This window comes from Neobacillus niacini (assembly GCF_048572935.1).
Classification (GTDB): domain Bacteria; phylum Bacillota; class Bacilli; order Bacillales; family Cytobacillaceae; genus Neobacillus; species Neobacillus niacini.
On sequence record NZ_CP183883.1, the window covers coordinates 545,900 to 565,655 of the forward strand.

Below are 19,756 nucleotides of genomic sequence, written 5' to 3' on the forward strand. Positions count from 1 at the left end.
AAAAGAGAGCTCAAGCAGCTCTCCTCATCCATTCTTTTCCCGATATTCTTTTGGTGAAATTCCTTCGACTTCCCGGAACACTCTGGCAAACTGTTTTGGGTTCTTGTAGCCCACCATCTCACTGATTTCCAGTATCTTGAAGTCAGTCTCCTTTAACAGTTTTTTTGCGCTTTCTACTCTAACCATTTTTAAATAATCAACGAAGTTCTTGCCTATATACTCCTTGAACATATGGCTGAAATAGGAATAATTCAATGAAATATAGTTGGCAACTACAGCTAAGTTCAAATCCTTATGATAATTTTCCCTTATATACGCAATTGCCCGGTCCATATACTTTTGCTCAGAATACAAGGATTTCAACTGTTTATTATATTCATGGATTCTCATCAGCAAGTCTTCAAGGGCATGGAAATACTCATGGAAATTATTAAAGTTATAAATATCGGCCATCTTATTCAAGAGTTCGAAAGTAGCGATAGATTCTTCCCCTAGGCGTTTAAAGAATCCTTTGAAAATGGTTTCATTGATTTCCCTGTTTAAATTCTCAAGATAGCTGAGGCTGCTATTCGTAATCACATCGAAGTCCATAACCTGCTTCAGGTTCACTTTAATTTCGTTTTCCCGTTCTGTTCCGAGCATATTGGAAATCTTGTTAATCAAATCAACCGGGAGAGCGGAGACATCCGGTTTTCCCTTAACTTTTTCATATAAAATAAGCGGCCGCTGTGGATAAAGGAAATGATACTTTAGGGCAGTGACTGCCTGCTCATAAACTTTTTTCAATTCCCTAATATCTTGTTCCTTTTCACTTATCCCTATAGTGATTACCAGGTGCCTTTCCATGCCAAGCTGTTGTTTCAATAGAGAAAAAATTTCAATGTCTGCAGAAATGATTGTCACTCGGTCATCTTTATCCAGAAATGGAATGCAGTCTTTGCTTGAATGGAGTAACTGATTAATCTTTGCAAGAAAATCGGCCCCCTCTACTTCACCATCCGACTCAATAATTCCAACATAATATCCATCAGGATAAGATTCGATTTTCATTTTCTTATAAAGCTCTCCCACCACTTCTTTTTGGATGTTGGGATTAAGCAGGATGTAGTTCAGCTGGCTGGCACGGTACTCATCCATGTGCTGGTAGGTCATTTTTTGGCTAGTTTCCAGTTCTTCTATGATCATATTCAGTGTTTTGTATAACTCCATCCGGTTGACAGGCTTCAAAAGGTACTCTTTTACCCTATGTTTGATTGCTTCCTTGGCATAGGTAAAATCATCATACCCGCTCAGAATCACCAGCGATGTTTGTATTTCTTTTTGTTGGAGCTCCTTAATTAATTGGATGCCATCTAAACCCGGCATTTTAATATCAGTAATGACTATATCAGGTTTATGTTCGATTATTCTTTCAAGAGCTTCCTGCCCATCTGCAGCAAGTAAGGTTTCAAAATCCGGGTATTCTCGCTTGATCATTGCCTGAACACCCAGACGAATGTTTTTCTCATCATCAGCTATAAGGACTTTATACACTTTGGCTGCCCCCTTTCATCATTTTGCAAGGCATTTTTATCGTCACCATCGTGAATTCGCCTTCCACACTTGTAATAAAAACCCCATACTCCTTACCAAAGTAAAGCTGAATTCTTTGATTCACGTTGTGAATTCCAATCCCGCTTCCACTTTTTGATTCAGGACGATGATTTTCCTGCTGTGATTGGATTGATTGATTGAGTAATTCACACTGTTTATCAGTCATTCCTGTTCCATTATCTGTTATTTCAATAATAATGACATCATTCTGGGCATACCGCGCACTTACCCGCAGCATCCCCTTGCTTTTTTGTTGATTAGGAATAATCCCATGTTTAACCGCATTTTCAATAATTGGCTGCAGAGACATTTTTAATACTTCCTGATCAAGCAGTTCATTTGGAACATCAATCTCCATAGCAAGAATCCCATCCAGACGAAGATTCATTATATCCACATAGTTCCTTATATAATTCAATTCTTTTTCAAGAACAACAAAGTCATTTTTCCACTTTAAGTTATAGCGCATCATTTCTCCAAGGGAGGTGATCGCATCCGAAATTGCGTATTCCCCTTCAATCTCGGCCATCATTTTTATGTTTTCCAATGTGTTATAAAGGAAATGAGAATCAATTTGGGTTTTCAAAGCCTTTAACTCTGTTTCTTTAGCAGCAGCCTTCTTATTGACAGCGTCGGCAATTAATCCGTTCATTTTCCCGAGAAGGCTTTTAAAATGAAATGCCAGTTCTGAAAACTCATCCTGTCCGTTAACCTCAACATCAATGGAAAAATCGCCCCCTTCTACTCGCTTCATAGAATCCTTAAGTTTGTACATTTTTTTCAAAAGCAACAAAACCAATACATAGGTGACAAATGAGAGAATAATAACAAGAAAAATAATCCCGATAAAAATGACATTTCTTGTATTGGCAGTTTCGGCATAAAGGCCTTCAAGCGAAATAACATTCAACAGGTATGCTTCCATGTCATCAATATAGGTAGTGATGACTAAATAAGGAGTATCGTTGTTTTCAAATTGAAAACTGGCTGTTCCCTCTTGTTTTGATTTACTGAATTTAAGCTTTAAATCTTCAGGATCGATTCCTTCATCTTCTAAAAAGGTATGTTGGAAGTTCCTTATCATGTTGTTATCCTTATCAATGACCACATAGACCGAGTCAGGATCCTGCGTCGTCCCGAACATCTTCGGAAAGAAGTTTTTCAAGAACATATTTATTTCAATGATGCCCAAATGTTCATTCTTTGGGTAATCCAGCTCCCGTAATAAAGAAATTTTTGCGGTGTTTTGCGATGGAAGCCTCTTAAGGACATCCTCGGTCTGTTGGTCGAACCACCAAACCTCCATTCCATTCCTATTGATGACCTCATCTCTCCATGGCTTTTGCATGATTCGATCCTCTTTAAAGAGAATCGGCCACATCTCGGTTATATACGGATTGGTTGTATACAGACGGATATTTTCAATCGCTGGGTTATTGGCCTGAAGCCTGGTTACATTCGAAAGTTCGTTCATCCTAAAATCGATTAACTGATTGATATTTGCTTCATTTCTGTTTTTAACGAAGTCAATGAAATCAATATCTGAAACAACCATTTGAGCCGTCCGCCTCATCGTTTCGATATTGTTTTTTATGTGAACCTTTTCGATTTCAAGAGCATTTTCGCTTTTGGTGCTAATTTCTTTAATCGCCCTATCATACACGTTGCTGGAATATATAGAGATAAAAATGATAATAGGAATTATAATTATAAGGATATATAAGGCAATAAGCTTTTGTTGCAGGGAAAGTCGATCTAACCAAGTTGCCGTTTGTTTCATTTTTTTTTGAAAATCCATCTCTCTCACATCCATCTTTTGCCCACATATAAAAATTATAAATTATTTGCAATATTAGTATTGTGGTAAAGTGTTTCAATTTATTGAAGTTTCTTCTCATACCGGTATTGAAATATAACTTAATACTGTGTAAAAGCAGGAATAGACTGCCCCTTCCAGAAATTTTATTCTAAAAGGAGCAGTCTTTCCACGATATTTTATTTATTGTGCTGCTTCAAGTTTCTTTTTGTTCTTTTCATATACTTCTTGCTGGTACTTATCAACTTTTTCATATCCAAAAGAATCACGTTTCTTCAGGAATTCGTCAAAGATTTTTTCAAATTCATTATCAGATTTAGCCAGCAGAAGCTTAGGAAGCGTTTTGCCCCATTCCTGTGCAATTTTGCTTGCGGCTACACCTTCTGCAGTAGTTCCAGTCGGGCTGATACCATCAAATTCGGCATAGCTGACTGTCTTTCCTTTTGTCCAGTCTTCCATTTGTTTGAATGGTTCTGATGCAGGTGGTGCCCATGCAAGGCTCATATTTGTATCCATTAGCATCCAGTATTTGAATGAAGCACCATACTTTTGGTCAAAAGCTGCACGGTCCTTATTCAGTAAATCCAGTACTTCTGGCTTGAATTCAGGCTTCCCGTTTACCATATCATACGTTTTACCCTCTTTACCCATATAAAGGTCCATTTGTCCTTCTTGACTGATTAGGTAAGTCAGGAATTGAATTGCTCTTTCCTTATCTTTTACATCTTTCGAAATCAAAGTCACAGTCCACCCTGAGATGCTGTCCCCAGCCAAAGCAGGAGCATCTCCTTTTGAGTTAGCAGGTCCATCTACAGCAATGTATACAGAATTTGGATCTTTGGCATACAATGCGTGCTGTTGTGCTGCAAGGTCACTGCGCTGGTAAAGCATTGCAAAATATCTGCCTTGTGCAATCTTTTCTTCCATTTGTGGACGCTTATCAATAAAGATATCCTTTGCAAGAAGGCCTTTTTCATTTGCTTCTCTTAAAGTTTTTAACCATGCAAGATATTCAGGATCTTGGCTGCGGTCATATACCTTGCCGTCTTTTTCCATTGGAATAGCAAGGAAGTTTTGTAAATAGCCTTCAAGGGATGTATTTCCTACATCAGTAAATTCATTTAATCCGAATGGAATCAGTGGCGCACCGTTTACTTCCGGGAACTTTTTCTTTACATCTTCAAGAGCCTTTAAGAACCCCTCAGGAGTACTCATATCCGGGCTGCCAATCGCTTCATACATATCCTTTCTCACAAGGAATGTCTGATTGGATGGCTTTAGGTCTTTATATTTGTCGAAATCCTTTGGAGAAGATGACGCATTTGGATAACCGTAAGTGTTCCCATCCTCCTGCTTATACCATTCAATCTTTGCTCCATCTACTACTTTAAAGAAATACGGATCATATTGTTCTGCAAGTTCATTCAACGGTAGAACAAGATCGCCTTCAATCATCTTCTTGACAGCATCTTCCCACCAGCCGATTGTGATGAAATCAGGAAGCTTACCAGAAGCAATCATCGTGTTCATTTTCTCCGCTTCATTTCCTGCTGGCGAAATAAAATTGACAGAGACACCCGTTTTATCCGTTACATATTTGGAAACAACATCATCGCCCCATTTATGCGCGAACCAAGAAAAGTTCACATACCAGTCAAAAGTAATTGGTTCCTTGTTAGACTGCCAGCCAGGAGCATCTGCTGTTGCCTTAGGTTTATCTGCGTCCTTTTCACCGGAAGCGTTTTCATTCGTCTTGCTGGAACATCCAGAAAACAATGCCAATACCAATGATAGAATAAGTACTAACGAAAAGCCTTTAGTTAAGAATTTTCTCCTCATTTTTTGACCCTCTCTTTTTTTGTTTTTTTAGGCCATCTTATTCAATGTACACTGCTTTAAAAATTGGGGAAAGACTTTTTGGCTAATTGCCAGCCTTTCCCTAGATTAAAAGGTTTATCCTCTATGATAAAGCAGTGCTCCATTAATAATGAAGCCATGTATTATTTAAATTTCTTCAATGAAGAAAATTTAAATCCATATTCTAAAAATCAACCTTTCACTGATCCAATCAGCATTCCTTTTACAAAATACTTTTGCAGGAATGGGTATACCAACATGATTGGAAGAGTCGTTACAACCATCGTTGCCAATTTAATAGACTGAGATGTTACCGTCTTCGTAGCAATCGACCCAGCTGCATTCGTCATCATCTGGTTTGAACTTGACTCGGCAACAACCTTATATAAATAAGTCTGGATTGGCTGCAAGTCTGGATTGTTCACAAAGATGACTCCGGCAAAATAGTCATTCCACTGATAAACTCCCTGGAACAAGGCAATTGTTGCAATAACCGGCATGGAGAGCGGGATGATTACCTTAATAAAAATCATAAAGTCGTTGGCTCCATCTATTTTTGCTGCTTCCTCAAGGGAAGTTGGCAGCTCCCTAAAGAATGAAACAAAGATGATTAGATGGAAGAAGTTAAACATTGTTGGAATGATATATACCAAGAAGTTATCAAATAATCCAAGATCCCTAATTAACAAAAAGTAAGGAATCAGTCCGCCGCTAAAAAACATGGTGATAACACCTACCAGCATATAGAAGTTCCTGCCATAAAGATCTCTTCTTGAAATCGCATAAGCAACCATTGCTGTGAAGAATACATGGGTCATGGTTCCGACAACTGTTTTGGCAATGGTCACCCCGAAGGATGTAACGATCCCGGGAGTACTAAAAACAGCTTTGTAATTTTCTATTGAGAATTCCCGTGGCCACCAGTAGATTCCGCCTTTCATAGCATCGACCCCATCGTTGAGGGAATTCACTATAACATACCAAATTGGATAGACTGTTATGGCACAGATAAAGAGCATGATGAGAATGTTAATGTTGTCAAAAATGTATTCACTTGTTGTCCGCCGGTTCCTTTTTAAAAGCTTAAACACAACATCACCCCCCCTTAGAATAAAGATGTTCCATTCAGTTTCTTTGTTATCTTATTAGCAGACAGGAGCAGGATAAATGCAATGATAGCTTTCAGCAAGCCTACCGCTGTTGCGTATGAGTATCGGGCATTCTGCAGACCCAACTGGTAAACATAAATATCAATTACATTACTAGCGCTTTCATTTAAAGAGTTGCGCAAAATCAAGATTTGATCGAAGTTTGAGTTCAAGACACCACTTACAGCAAGAATAAACAAAATAGTTATCGTCGGGCGAATCGATGGCAATGTGACATGCCACATCTTCTGGAAACGACTTGCTCCATCAATCGTCGATGACTCGTATAATTCCGGTGATACTCCAGCAATGGCTGCGAGATAAATGATTGCTGACCAGCCAAGCTCTTTCCATATATCAGAGAGAATGACAATCGCCCAGAAATTATCGGGTTCTGCAAGGAAATTCGTGCGTTCACTGATTAAACCCAATCCTAGCAAAATATCATTTATGACACCTACGTCCGCAAGCCATGTAGTTAAAATTCCTCCCATTACCACCCATGAAATAAAGTGAGGTAGATATGAAATGGTTTGAACCGCCTTCTTTAGCTTCATTGATGTAAGCTCATTAAGCAAAAGAGCAAAAATAATTGGAAGAGGGAAGCCGATAAACAATTTAATTAAACTGATTCCAAGTGTATTTTTAAGGACAATCCAAAAATTTTCATCCTGCAAAAATTCCTTAAACTGCATCAATCCTACCCAGGGTGCTTCTGAAATCGTTTTGATGATGCTGTATTCTTTGAAAGCGATTACCAACCCATACATTGGAATATAGTTGAAAATGAACATCCACACTACACCTAGAAGAGCCATCACCTGCAGATATTTTTGAGTAGAAATTTTCTTCATGATTTTTTTGTATTTCTCTTTTTTCGTGTTTTTTTCAATATTGATACTACTGCCCTGTTGTTCGATTCCTTGTTGAATTTTGACTGCCATTTCTTCACCACCTAAGCTGCTTTTGTCTTTCCTATATCTTTATAATAGAAAATTGGCCTTGAGTTTATAAGCCATAGAATTTTGCTTATGGTATCAATTTTTCTGATTTATGGTTACACAGTGAATTATTGATACCACTGCAGTGGTATCGCTTTCAAAGAAAATCAAAGGAGGGGGTGTTAGTGGGGTGCCTCGGCACGACTAGTTTTTCTAGTTAATTAAAGATAGAAAAAATTATTGTTTGGTGGAAATTGAAATGAAAAAGGACTGATTATATTATTCTTTGAAGTAATCTTGGAAGATGTCTTTTTACGAAGCAAGGCATGTGAAATTTTAGTTGTTTGAGAAGTCTTTGTCCCAGCCTCATTAGTTTTGGCAGGATTCGTTTGCTATCAAACTGGGTAAGTATTGATATACCCTTTTGACTAATAAACGAGGAGGATTGGAACATGGAAAGAAACAACACAATTATGCAATTTTTCGAGTGGCATCTAGAGCCGGATGGAAGGCACTGGAGACGTCTAAAGGAGATGGCGCCAGAATTAAAAGAAAAAGGAATTACCTCTGTCTGGATACCACCAGTAACAAAAGCAACCTCACCTGATGATAATGGGTATGCCCCATATGATTTATACGATCTGGGTCAATTTAGTCAAAAAGGTTCCATTCGGACAAAATATGGGACGAAACAAGAACTGATAGAAGCCATAATGGAATGTCAAAATGCCGGCATAAAAGTGTATGTAGATGTAGTAATGAACCATAAAGCAGGTGCTGATGAGACGGAATTAATTAAAGTGATTGAAGTGGACCAGGAGGACCGGACCAAAGAAATATCAGAACCCTTTGACATTGAAGCTTGGACAAAATTTACATTTCAAGGACGTGAAGGGAAGTATTCTCCATTCGAATGGAGATATGAACATTTTACCGGAACAGATTATGATGAAAAGACAGGGAAATCAGGAATATTTAAAATCCTTGCTGATGACAAGGATTGGAGTAAACATGTAGATGATGAAAACGGAAATTATGACTATCTAATGCTTGCCGATATTGACTATGAACATCCTGAAGTAAAACAAGAAATGATAGAATGGGGAAAATGGCTTGCGGATACCCTTGACTGTGATGGTTACAGGCTTGATGCAATCAAGCACATTAACCACTACTTCGTTCGCGAGTTTGTAGAGGAGATGCGTAAACACCGAGGCGATGATTTTTATTTTGTCGGAGAAGTCTGGAAAACTGAGCTTCATGCATGTCAAAAATACCTTGATCATGTCGATTATCAAATAGATTTGTTTGATGTACCCTTGCATTATAAGCTACATAAAGCCTCCAATGAAGGCAGTGATTTTGATTTAACCAGTATTTTTGAGGATACCCTTGTAAATTCCCATCCTCAAAATGCTGTTACCTTCGTTGATAATCATGATACTCAGCCCCAAGAATCCCTTGAATCGTGGGTTCAGGACTGGTTTAAGCCTAGTGCATATGCCCTGATTCTCCTTAGAAGAGATGGTAATCCGTGTCTGTTCTATGGAGATTATTATGGAATCGGAGGACCGGAGCCAGAAGAAGGACACGAAGAAATTCTTGATCGCCTTCTCTTTGCCAGATACGAAAAAGCATACGGGGAACAGCATGATTACTTCGACCATCCAAATACCATTGGCTGGGTCCGGCTGGGAGTGAAAGAGCTCAAGTACTCTGGTTGTGCAGTCGTTATTTCCAATGGAGAGGATGGCGAGAAAAGAATGTACGTTGGCGAAAGGAAGGCTGGAGAAACATGGGTGGACCTAACAAACTCAAGGGATGACCAGATAACTATCGAAGATGATGGATATGCCACTTTCCCGGTTAACGGTGGCAGCGTTTCTATTTGGTCTTACCATCCTAGTGAGTAATGCAAACTATATATGGGAAATTCATGCAATCTTAAATATAGACTCTGTTATAGCTGAATGTTGATATGGAAAATAAGCAGAGAAATTCCGACTAACTTGAGAAATACCCATATTTTCTTAAAAATAAGAGGAGTTTTTCCTTTTATATGATTCAAATCTTTGGATTTTGTCTAATTTTGAGCGGTTAAGCGGAAAATCTCCGCTTAAATCAGCCTCTTGAGCTTCCTCTATATACATTAGCAGGAAAATCTCCGCCTAAGATTTTTCATACTTTCACGAAAATCAACAATGAATAATGACAGAGCCTAAATACAAAAACAAAATGTCCACTGTACGTGGACATTTTGTTTTTTTTGTCTTTTTGTGGTGACAGGCACCTATAAAAGTGATTCCGCCCCATCAATGTAGATCTCACTTCCAGTTATGTGGTTTGATTGTTTGGAAGCAAGGAATAGTACTAGATCGGCGACTTGCTCGGCTTTTCCTGGTTTGTGTTCTAATGGTTGGTTCCCTTCCGGGTATTCAATCGGAATTTCCACCTTTTTTAGGTTTTCGGTTTCTTTCCATGTGTTTTCATTGATATTGGTTTCAATCGCTCCTGGGCAGATCATGTTGACTCTAATACCATAATTGGCAAGCTCAAGCGCCGCCATTTTTCCAAAGCCCATCTGACCAATTTTTGATGTACTATAGGCGGACATGCCAATATTTTTATAGATCCTGTTCCCGTTAATGGAACTAGTAATAATGATACTTCCCCCATTTGTCTTTAAATGCGGGATTGCATATTTCACCGTTAAAAAGGTACTCGTTAAATTATTAGAAATGGTTAAGTCCCATTCTTCCGGCTCCAAGTCTTCTATAGGCGCCACTTCCCCATTAATCCCCGCGTTAGCAAAGACCACATCGATTCTTCCCCACTGATCAATGGTTCTTTTATAGACGTTCTCTACTTCCTTCGGGTGAGACACATTGGCTTCCAAGACAAGCGCTTCACTTCCCATATCTTCGATTTGTTTTTTGACCTCTTCCACATTTTCTTTATGCAAATCTACTAAAGCAATTTTTCCTCCGTTTTGAGCAAGCTTCAAAGCAGAAGCCCTTCCTATCCCTGAGCCAGCCCCTGTAACAACAGCAACCTGATTTTGAAGTAGATTTTCCACGTTAAAAACCCTCCTTAATGGTGATGTATATTACTATATCCACCATAGAGATTTTGAAACATAAAGATTATATTACTAGGTTTCACTTTCCTATAAAAAGGGTACCGAATGGAGAGTGTAGTCTTTCCCTGCTCTTTCTTAATTTTGTGGTTACATATTTTCGTAAGGAGGATTCTATGAATAATAAGAAGGCTGTTCAATTAAGTAGCTTTACCATTAACAATGAAAAAACTGCTCCTTTAACGACTAACCAAGGGCTAAAAGTATCAGAAGATGAGTTTTCATTAAAGGCTGGGTTAAGAGGGCCTACATTGATGGAGGATTTTCATTTTCGAGAAAAAATGACTCATTTTGACCATGAACGAATCCCCGAACGGGTTGTTCATGCCCGTGGTGTAGGGGCACATGGAAACTTTCAACTCTATGAATCTCTGGTTGAATATACAAAAGCTGATTTTCTTACTGACACTTCCAAAACCACACCTGTTTTTGTCCGCTTCTCAACGGTACAGGGCTCAAAAGGTTCAAGCGATACGGTTCGTGACGTCCGAGGGTTTGCGACCAAATTTTACACAGATGAAGGTAACTTTGATTTAGTTGGAAATAATATGCCTGTTTTCTTTATTCAAGATGCGATTAAGTTCCCTGACTTTGTACATGCTCTTAAACCCGAACCACATACGGAAATACCACAAGGGGCAAGCGCTCACGATACGTTTTGGGATTTTATAGGCCAAAATCATGAATCCGCCCATATGGTGATGTGGGCCATGAGTGACCGTGCCATTCCGCGCAGCCTGCGGATGATGGAGGGATTTGGTGTGCACACCTTCAGACTGATTAATGCAGATGGAGAAGCTCATTTTGTCAAATTCCACTGGAAGCCTCTTCTTGGTGTACACTCACTAGTTTGGGATGAAGCACAGAGGATTGCAGGTAAAAACCCTGACTTCCATCGCCAAGACTTATATGAAGCAATTGAGAAAGGGGATTTTCCGGAATGGGAGCTTGGCCTGCAAATCATTCCTGAAAAAGATGAATTCAACTTTGACTTTGACATTCTAGATCCTACAAAAATTTGGCCAGAAGAAGAAGTACCTGTAAAGATAGTTGGTAAAATGACCTTAAATCGAAATGTTAGCAACTTTTTCGCCGAAACAGAACAAGTCGCTTTTCATCCTGGTCACGTCGTACCAGGGATTGATTTTTCAAACGATCCTCTCTTACAAGGACGTTTATTTTCCTATACAGATACACAGCTTTCCCGCCTAGGAGGTCCAAATTTCCACCAGATTCCAATTAATCAGCCTGTCTGTCCTTTCCATAATAATCAGCGGGATGGTATGCACCAGATGGCAATTCATCAAGGACAAACAAGCTATCATCGGAATGGTTTAAATGCCAATCAGCCTGAACCGGCACCGGTTGAACTAGGGGGCTATGAATCTTATCAGGAAAAAATCGATGGTCGTAAAATTAGAGGCCGTAGTGAGAGTTTTCTAGATTTCTACTCTCAAGCGAAGCTATTCTTCAACAGTTTAGCTCCATTTGAACAAAAGCACTTAAAGGATGCATTCAGCTTTGAGCTTGGGAAATGTAAGTCGGAAATGGTTAAAAATAACGCGGTTGCGCTATTAAATCATATTGACCGTCAAGTGGCGGAAGAAGTCGCAGGCAATATTGGAGCAGAACTTCCTGAGGAAAATCTGGAGGTACAATCTGATAAAAAGTCTCCTGCCCTTAGTATGGCAAACACAGTGAAGCAACCGGCTACTAAATGTACGGCTATTTTGTTAGATGGTGTGCCTGATGATGAAAAATTAACAGATTGGATTCGAACGCTGGCACAATATAATATCAATTATAGTATTGTGGCAAAAAGTATGTATACGCTTAGCCCTGTTTTAAAAGTAACAGATACGTTTGATACGGCAGATTCAAGTCTTTTTGACGCAGCAATATTGATTAGTTCAGGTTCCGAAGCCGATCCGTCTGTATTAGAATTTATTGAAACCACCTATAAACACTTCAAACCTTTGGCAATGGTCGTTGATGATTACACAGCCCTAGATAGATGTCGTGTGGTGTTAAATGCACCTGGTGTTTATGATCTAACCAAGGCTGGTATTACTCCATTCATTGAAGGAATGGCACAGGGACGTTTCTGGGAACGTACATTATGAGCAAAAAAGCCCTGAACAATTTTAATGTTCAGGGCTATGTGCTAATTTCAACCATATGAAAAGACTACCTCCTTGTTTTTAGGAAATAATCTATTCTTTAGAAACAAGTTATTTAAGTGGCCTGTTCTTAGTTTGGTTGGAGAATGTACTGAACTACTTCTCAATAGAGAAAGGCTCAATTACATCATGAAGCCCATTCATTTTAAAAGTTTCTCTTATACTTTCGTTCACTTTGTGAATCATCCTTAGTCTTAAATTTTTCCCTTTCATCTTCCATTTCTATTTTCAAATCTTCTAACGGTATTTGATCAACAAATTCCATACCTTCAAATTCTTCAAAAGTATTTCGTTTATTCTCTATTGGTGATTTCTTATCTTTACTACTCATATTTTTCACCTCAGATCTATCGTTTTGTATTATATAACCTTTGATATTAGGTATTAAACATTTACACGTGATGAATTATTACTAGAAAGCAGGGTTAAATTTTAACATGGCGGGTAAATAGTAGTATCTTGTTTTCTAGCAACTTATTTAACCAGCGAGGAGTGGAATAAATTGAATATCTTATTGACATCAACAGCAAGAAGAATAGACTTTGTAGGATTTTTTCAGGAAGCTTTAAAAAATGCTGGTATCGACGGGAAAGTAATTACTGCTGATCCTGAATATAATGCCCCATCGCTCCAAGCAGGAGACGAAAACTATGTAATTCCACAGCAAACGGATTCAAATTATATTGAAACTATAGTGGAGATATGTAAGAAACATCAGGTGAACTGTCTTGTTCCATTGAATGATTGGGAAGTACCGCAAATAGCTGCACACAAAAATGAATTGGAGAATTTAGGTGTATCCGTATTTGCCCCGGATTTAAATATTGTCAAAAAGGTGCGGGACAAAGCAAAGTACTGGGAGCTGCTCGAACCGTTTGGTGTTAAGACACCTCTTACCTACCTCAATGTTGAAGATGCGAAGAAGGCATTGGAAAAACAAGAAGTATCCTTTCCGTTAATCATAAAGCCCCGAAATGGTTCGGCCTCAATTGGGGTAGAAATTATCGATAATGTAGAGGATATGGAATTTGCCTATCAGCTTGTCGTTCGAAAGATTAAAGAAAGTCCATTGGATGGTGACACATCAAGAGAACCGGAGGACAATGTCATTATTCAGGAAGTGATTACAGGTGATAAATTTAGTTTGGATATGTTTAATGATTTAAATGGCCGCTTTCTTACCTCATTCGGTCGAAAGCAATTAGGTATGAGGGGCGGAGATATCGACCGGTGCATTACGGTCAATATCCCAGAATTAACAGAAATCGCACAGCGATTAGCTAAAGGCTTTGGCCATGCAGGCTATATGAACACGGATGTCTATTTCAATGGTACCGATTATTACATTATTGACATCAACCCCCGCTTTGGCGGAGGTTATGCTTTTACCCATTCAGCAGGAGCGGATATACCTGCGGCAATCATTGCGCTAACCGCCGGTAAACAGGTAAAAAAGGAATGGCTTCGTCAAAAATCCGATATCGAGCTAGCACGACATGACACGGTTGTTTCGATAAATAAACAAAAGGTGATGGAAGTACTATAAGGGTAACATTGAAAGTAAACAAACTTAAAAAATGGAGGATGGATAAAATGGGCGATCCAATCCCCTTATTACAAGAACTAATAAAAATAAACAGCTCTACAAAAGCAGGTGCGAACGAGGCAATTGCTTATTGTGAACAATGGTTAACAGACCAAGGCCTCCCCGTTAAAAAAATAGAGAATAATGGGTTTCACATGCTTGTATGTGAAATTGGCCAAGGTGATCATACGGTTGTATTAAACGGACATATCGATGTCATTGAAGCAGAGGAAAGACAGTTCCAACCCTATATCAAAGATGGAAAAATGTATGGCCGCGGTACAGTGGATATGAAAGCAGGAGTGGCAGCTTTCATGCTGGCAGCAGCAAAATTGAAAGACAGGCCCTTAACTTCCAGGGTCATGCTTCAAATCGTTCCAGACGAGGAGACCGGCGGCATCAACGGTACCAAATTCTTAACAGAAAATGGTTATTTGGGAGATTTTATTATTTGTGGTGAACCAACAAATATGGGGATTGCCATCCAGTCGAAAGGCGTGCTTCAGCTTGATATTACCGTCCAGGGGAAATCAGCCCATGGAAGTCGTCCATGGGAAGGCACGAATGCCATAACCAAAGCGATTAATCTTTTTGAAGATATTTTAGAGCTTCCTTTTGCACAAGAAAGCTCCCCTATGTTTACTAAGCCATCTATCAATCTCGCGAAGATCCAAGGAGGAACCGTCTATAATAAGGTACCGGATCTATGCGAAATGTCCCTGGATATTAGATATCTGCCAGACCAGTCTCCGGATGATATCGTTCATCAGATCCAGGCAATAACAGACGCTACAGTATCAACCCATATGTGCAATAATCCGGTCAAAACAACAGCAGACAATCCTTATGTAAAAGCATTGGGCGAATCAATTAAACGAATCACCCAGCTCGAAAAAGTAACCATATTCGGACAGCATGGATCCAACGATGGACAGTTTTTCAACGAGTACGGAGGTTCAGCTGTAGAATTTGGCCCCGTTGGGAGCGACTGGCATGGAGAGAACGAAATGGTTTTTATCGAATCGGTGAGAGAATATCAGGATGTGCTGGTGAATTTTATTTTGACTTTGGATGATTATCTAAATAATCACCGATGATTAGGTGATTAGGAACTACCTGCATACCCGATTTAGAGAATCGTATGAGACTCTTATTGTAAACAGCAGAGTTAAATCCTGAACTGACAAAAGAGATAAATAAAGAGGCTTTCCAAAAGTTCAAAGAACTCATGGGAAGCCTCTAATTCATACCTTTATTCAGCCTGCACAGCCAGTTTAATCAAATAATTAATTAACACCTATCCCACTAATTAAACGTTTAGTTAAATATTGGTTAAGCCTTCATGCTGTCCGTAAGACTGCACTGTTTTTTATTTACGCTTCACCATGATGGTTGATGTCGTAACAGTTGAGTTTCCGGCATTGTCGTACAGTTTATAGGTAATGGTATAAATTCTGTCCGAACCGCCGCTTCTCTCATCCCTCAAATAAAAGTCCGTATCGGCTGTTCCGTATACCGCACCCTGTATATCCGGTTCAGGCAGTTTCTCGCCTTTCACAACATCAGGCTGACTGCTTGTAATAGACACGAGCTCAAACGAAGCAACTCCGGATACTGCATCCCTTGCGTCCACAGTAGCCTTCACATTTATAAGCTTTCCTGTACCGCCAATAATAACAGACGGATTGAATGTAACATTCAACAAGGGCTGGGTTTTATCCATTTTCACCTGGACGGTTTTAATATCTTCCACATTGCCTGCCTTGTCGGTACTTCTATACTCAAGGTTATTTACACCCTGCCCGCCTACCTTGACCGGACTAGTATATGCAGTCCATGTCCCGCCATTTAACCTATATTCGGTCTTTTCCACAACTGAAATGGAATCGGCCGCTGTCAGGCTTACTTCTGCATCACTGTTGTACCAGCCATCCCTCACGGAGGAAGTAGTTGATGGAGCTGTTTTATCAATTATGAATTCCACTCTTTTTGCTTCTTCAACATTCCCCGTCATATCAACACTTCGATACTCCACTGTGTTTATACCTTCAGTTCGCACATAAGTTGGAGTCTGATATTGGGTCCAGCTTCCTCCATTCACTCTGTACTCTGTCCATGCTATACCGGACGTTTCATCTTGTGCAGTAAAAGAAAGAGGCAGATCCACCCTTATCGGATATGAAGGAATATCACCGATTGATGTAACCGGTTTTTGTGTATCGATCTTAATGGTTCCGGCTTTTACATTCTCTTCATTGCCGGCTTTGTCGATACTCTTATATTCAACATTCGCTGTACCATCCACTGAAAGACTAAACTGGCTGGCGTATTGCAGCCATTCTCCACCATTGATCCTGTAAAGTGTTTTATCTACACCTGAGTCATTGTCTTCAGCAGTCAGCAATACCATAACATTCGAACCATACCAGCCGTTAGCTCCGGTTTGGCCCTGGACATTCATCGAAGTTACAGGTACAGAGGTATCCGGTGTCTCCACTAGTATGTTGTATTGGGAGAGATCCCTATGTTCAAAGGTACTGCCTTTAGACACTTCCTTACTATTATAGTACGTGTAAAAGTTGCCCTTATTATCAGCCACATGAATATCATAGAGTTGCCAGATGCCCTCTGGGTCGGAAGGGTTTGTTACTAGGATCCCTTCGTATTTTGAAGTCTCTGGATTATAGGTTAATTCTACATCTCTCGTAGGGTAGCCGACAGGAGTTTTATATGAAACAGAAACATGCTCAACCCCGGAGAGATCGTCTGTGATGTCTGCCGAAAGCCGTACCTGCTCCCCTGGTAAAATGGTTGTTTTGGAAACTGAAAACCCGTTTAATTGCGGCGGTGTATTGTCCCCTGTAGTTCCATACACTTCAATATTATAAGCACTTAAATCGCTTACTTCGTAGTAATCCTCTTGAGACGGTGTCTCCCCATTTCGATAGGTATAAGAGTTATATAGCTTATCCCCCAAGTGGATGGTACCAATAGACCAAATTCCAGGCAAATCATACGGATCGGCATAAAATTTGCCTTCATATTTTCCCGTTTCCTGGTTAAAGAACAGTTCAATACCTTTGCCGCCTTCACTATCTCCATTTGGCGGCACAAAACTTACGTGTACATAATCCACTCCAGAACCTTCTTCAATAATATCGGCTGACACTGTGATCGATTCCCCGCCAGTAACCCTAGGAGCTGAAATAGATAGACTATTGAGCTTCGGTGCAGTAATATCAACTACAGTACCATAAACTTCAATATTGTATCCGGATAGATTCCGATATTCATAGTTCCATCCCTTAGACGGTGTCTCTCCATGATAAACCCTATACCCATTCCCCTGCTTGTCCTTCAAATAAATGTATGAAAGTTTCCACACGCCTGCATCATCATATGTTGATACAGTGAACGAACCTTCGTATTTTTGCGTTTCTGGATCGTAAATTAAATCAACACTCTTAGAACCGCCCTTGGTGTTAGGGCCAGTTGGACCATTATAATATGCATAGGCATAATCCATCCCAGATTCCTCTTCGAGTATTTCTGCACTCAGCGTGATGGATTCGCCCAGAGTCACCTTTGTGCCGGATAACGAAAAACTTGTTAACTTTGGCGGCGTCACGTCACCCGCAGCAAATCCGTTGGACACCGGTGATAGTAAAGAAAAAAGTAAAAGCAGCGTTGTTAACTTAGCAATCCAGTTTCCCCTTTTTCTTGAAAAAATCAATTCTCTCCCACACTCCCATTTGAAAAATATGTACCTCTTAATATTACCTTATTTATCCAATAGTGGTACATAAAAAGTTCTTAATATATAATAAATAGTTCTTTTTAAAGAAATTATGTTAATTAAAGCAGGTGTAGAGTAAAAGAAATTCAACACCATTTAGGGCATACCGTAAAAAACTACAATAAATTTATTCTCATATGATTGAAAACATTGAAAAAGGCCCCCAATAGTCTGATAAGCTAATGGAAGACCCCAAAAAGAAGTTTACGGTTACTTATGTTATTGTGACATTATTATCTTATTCTTGAGTAAACTCTCATCAAAAGATAGTATATAGTGTGGGATATATTTAGGAAGGAGACAACATGGATAAGCGTATTTATTTTTTAATGATTATATCTTTTATTATAGGTCTGGTTGAACTGATCATTAGCGGGATCTTAGATTTGATTGCAGAGGATTTACATGTGAGCATCGGCCAAGCCGGTTTGCTGATTACTGTTTTTGCTGTCATTTTTGCAGTTGCAGCGCCAATTTTACTTGTCATGACAGCTAAAATAGAGAGAAAACGGCTAACATTAGTTTGCTTGTACATCTTTTTAATTGGTTGTATCGTAACAGTATTTGCACCTACTTTTACTATTTTGTTTATAGGAAGAATTATTTTAGCGTTAAGTGGAGCGCTATTAATCATATTGTGTTTAGTTATGGCTCCTAGCTTAGTAGGAGAACAGTATAAAGGCAGGGCCATTGGGATCGTCTCTGTGGGAGTAAGTGCTTCGTTAGTTTTAGGGGTACCGCTCGGACTTATCATCGGAGATAGTTTTGGCTGGAGAGCACCATTCGTACTTATAACTATTTTAACAGCATTATCAATTATTGGCGTTCATGTATTAATGGGGAGTATACAACCAAAACCTCAAATTCCATTGAGGCAGCAGCTTGCAGCATTTAAAAATCACAAAATCACATTAGGGCTGACAACGACATTCCTCTATATGACAGGTCATACGATGATGTATGCCTATTTTAAGCCTTATTTAGAAGCAACCACTGGTTTTAATGCTACTTGGATTAGTGTCATCTATTTCATTTTTGGTTTTTCTGCTGTAGTCGGTGGAGGTCTTGGCGGTGTAATGGCAGATTTATTGGGATCAAGAAAAACAATGGTTATTGCCCTAGTCGTTTTTAGTGCTATATTCTTTATATTGCCATATTCAACAGATTTCTCTCCAGTATTTCTCATCATCATTATTATTTGGGGGATTCTCAGTTGGGCGATTTCACCGGCCATGCAATCTTATTTGATTGAAATAGCTCCTGAATCATCGGAAATTCAGCAAAGCTTAAATAATTCAGCTCTTCATTTAGGTGTCGCTGTTGGTTCAGTGATTGGAGCTGGAATTGTAGATACATTTTCAGTCGAATTAAATCCATTTGCAGGTGGAATATTCATCATCTTATCATTCATAACTGTCGTCATTTCTATTAGCAGTAAGAAAAAGGCTTCTTATAAAACAAAAAGCGCAATTTGAGTAATTTCAAGTTGCGCTCTTTTAATGTATATTTCTTTTCCTACAAGGTAATTTAAAAAATTTATGACTATGAAGATTTAACACCGCATAGTCTTAGGCACACTCATACATCACTTCTTGCCGAGACCAGTGTGTCACTCGAACAAATCATGGTTCGTCTCGTTCATACCGATGACTAGATAACTGGGTCGATTGGCCAATCCCATTCTGAAAGCTCAAAGTGTTCATT

Annotated in this window: 13 protein-coding genes and 1 pseudogene; 6 read left to right on the forward strand and 8 right to left on the reverse strand. The window is 39.2% G+C overall.

Annotated elements, in window-relative coordinates; genetic code table 11:
* Positions 1-24 precede the first annotated feature (24 nt).
* The 5 genes from ACN6MT_RS02425 to ACN6MT_RS02445 form a co-directional block, all read right to left on the reverse strand.
* A complete protein-coding gene (locus ACN6MT_RS02425) occupies positions 25-1,533 on the reverse strand; it encodes a response regulator (RefSeq protein ID WP_419954679.1) in 1,509 nt (502 codons plus the stop codon).
* Positions 1,526-3,391, reverse strand: a complete 1,866-nt coding sequence (locus ACN6MT_RS02430) for a histidine kinase (RefSeq protein ID WP_419954680.1) — start codon at positions 3,389-3,391, stop codon at positions 1,526-1,528. The genes ACN6MT_RS02425 and ACN6MT_RS02430 overlap by 8 nt, the downstream gene beginning before the upstream one ends.
* Positions 3,392-3,592: 201 nt before the next feature.
* Complete coding sequence (locus ACN6MT_RS02435) at positions 3,593-5,248, reverse strand: ABC transporter substrate-binding protein (protein WP_419954681.1); 1,656 nt, start codon at positions 5,246-5,248, stop codon at positions 3,593-3,595.
* A 209-nt stretch (positions 5,249-5,457) separates the two neighbouring features.
* Entirely contained in the window at positions 5,458-6,357 is a 900-nt protein-coding gene (locus tag ACN6MT_RS02440) for a carbohydrate ABC transporter permease (protein WP_419954682.1), read from the reverse strand.
* A gap of 14 nt (positions 6,358-6,371) precedes the next feature.
* Positions 6,372-7,268: an ABC transporter permease gene (locus tag ACN6MT_RS02445; RefSeq protein WP_419956367.1), complete on the reverse strand. Its 897-nt coding sequence runs from the start codon at positions 7,266-7,268 to the stop codon at positions 6,372-6,374.
* Positions 7,269-7,807: 539 nt separating this feature from the next.
* Here ACN6MT_RS02445 and ACN6MT_RS02450 point away from each other — a divergent pair.
* The gene (locus tag ACN6MT_RS02450) at positions 7,808-9,268 is read left to right on the forward strand and encodes an alpha-amylase (protein WP_419954683.1); all 1,461 of its coding nucleotides are present in this window, start codon (positions 7,808-7,810) and stop codon (positions 9,266-9,268) included.
* Positions 9,269-9,645: 377 nt separating this feature from the next.
* Here the strand turns inward: ACN6MT_RS02450 and ACN6MT_RS02455 are convergent, their stop codons facing one another.
* The gene (locus ACN6MT_RS02455) at positions 9,646-10,431 is read right to left on the reverse strand and encodes an SDR family oxidoreductase (RefSeq protein WP_419954684.1); all 786 of its coding nucleotides are present in this window, start codon (positions 10,429-10,431) and stop codon (positions 9,646-9,648) included.
* A gap of 176 nt (positions 10,432-10,607) precedes the next feature.
* On the opposite strand from ACN6MT_RS02455, the gene ACN6MT_RS02460 reads away from it, so the two are divergent.
* Complete coding sequence (locus ACN6MT_RS02460; RefSeq protein ID WP_419954685.1) at positions 10,608-12,614, forward strand: catalase; 2,007 nt, start codon at positions 10,608-10,610, stop codon at positions 12,612-12,614.
* 202 nt (positions 12,615-12,816) lie between these two features.
* Here ACN6MT_RS02460 and ACN6MT_RS02465 read toward each other — a convergent pair whose 3' ends face one another.
* Entirely contained in the window at positions 12,817-13,002 is a 186-nt protein-coding gene (locus ACN6MT_RS02465; protein WP_419954686.1) for a hypothetical protein, read from the reverse strand.
* 171 nt (positions 13,003-13,173) lie between these two features.
* Here ACN6MT_RS02465 and ACN6MT_RS02470 point away from each other — a divergent pair, with 171 nt between their 5' ends.
* Positions 13,174-14,217 (forward strand): ATP-grasp domain-containing protein, encoded by a 1,044-nt coding sequence (locus ACN6MT_RS02470; RefSeq protein ID WP_419954687.1) that lies wholly within the window; start codon positions 13,174-13,176, stop codon positions 14,215-14,217.
* Positions 14,218-14,264: 47 nt separating this feature from the next.
* Positions 14,265-15,353 carry a M20 family metallopeptidase gene (locus ACN6MT_RS02475; protein ID WP_419954688.1) on the forward strand — a complete coding sequence of 363 codons (1,089 nt, stop codon included), beginning with the start codon at positions 14,265-14,267 and terminating at the stop codon, positions 15,351-15,353.
* Between the two features lie 272 nt (positions 15,354-15,625).
* On the opposite strand, the gene ACN6MT_RS02480 is transcribed toward ACN6MT_RS02475, so the two are convergent.
* Entirely contained in the window at positions 15,626-17,989 is a 2,364-nt protein-coding gene (locus ACN6MT_RS02480) for an OmpL47-type beta-barrel domain-containing protein (RefSeq protein WP_419954689.1), read from the reverse strand.
* Positions 17,990-18,357: 368 nt separating this feature from the next.
* Here ACN6MT_RS02480 and ACN6MT_RS02485 point away from each other — a divergent pair, with 368 nt between their 5' ends.
* Together ACN6MT_RS02485 and ACN6MT_RS02490 are read left to right on the forward strand one after the other, a co-directional pair.
* Complete coding sequence (locus ACN6MT_RS02485) at positions 18,358-19,527, forward strand: MFS transporter (RefSeq protein WP_419954690.1); 1,170 nt, start codon at positions 18,358-18,360, stop codon at positions 19,525-19,527.
* 77 nt (positions 19,528-19,604) lie between these two features.
* Positions 19,605-19,703: pseudogene (locus ACN6MT_RS02490) on the forward strand (site-specific integrase); the annotation flags it as partial.
* Positions 19,704-19,756: the final 53 nt, after the last annotated feature.

What these genes read in the sequence shown, in the direction of transcription:
- ACN6MT_RS02430 (WP_419954680.1), bottom strand. Translation starts at nt 3,391, where the DNA reads ATGGATTTTCAAAAAAAAATGAAACAAACGGCAACTTGGTTAGATCGA.
- ACN6MT_RS02435 (WP_419954681.1), bottom strand. Translation starts at nt 5,248, where the DNA reads ATGAGGAGAAAATTCTTAACTAAAGGCTTTTCGTTAGTACTTATTCTA.
- ACN6MT_RS02445 (WP_419956367.1), bottom strand. Translation starts at nt 7,268, where the DNA reads ATGAAGAAAATTTCTACTCAAAAATATCTGCAGGTGATGGCTCTTCTA.
- ACN6MT_RS02450 (WP_419954683.1), top strand. Translation starts at nt 7,808, where the DNA reads ATGGAAAGAAACAACACAATTATGCAATTTTTCGAGTGGCATCTAGAG.
- ACN6MT_RS02460 (WP_419954685.1), top strand. Translation starts at nt 10,608, where the DNA reads ATGAATAATAAGAAGGCTGTTCAATTAAGTAGCTTTACCATTAACAAT.
- ACN6MT_RS02465 (WP_419954686.1), bottom strand. Translation starts at nt 13,002, where the DNA reads ATGAGTAGTAAAGATAAGAAATCACCAATAGAGAATAAACGAAATACT.
- ACN6MT_RS02475 (WP_419954688.1), top strand. Translation starts at nt 14,265, where the DNA reads ATGGGCGATCCAATCCCCTTATTACAAGAACTAATAAAAATAAACAGC.
- ACN6MT_RS02485 (WP_419954690.1), top strand. Translation starts at nt 18,358, where the DNA reads ATGGATAAGCGTATTTATTTTTTAATGATTATATCTTTTATTATAGGT.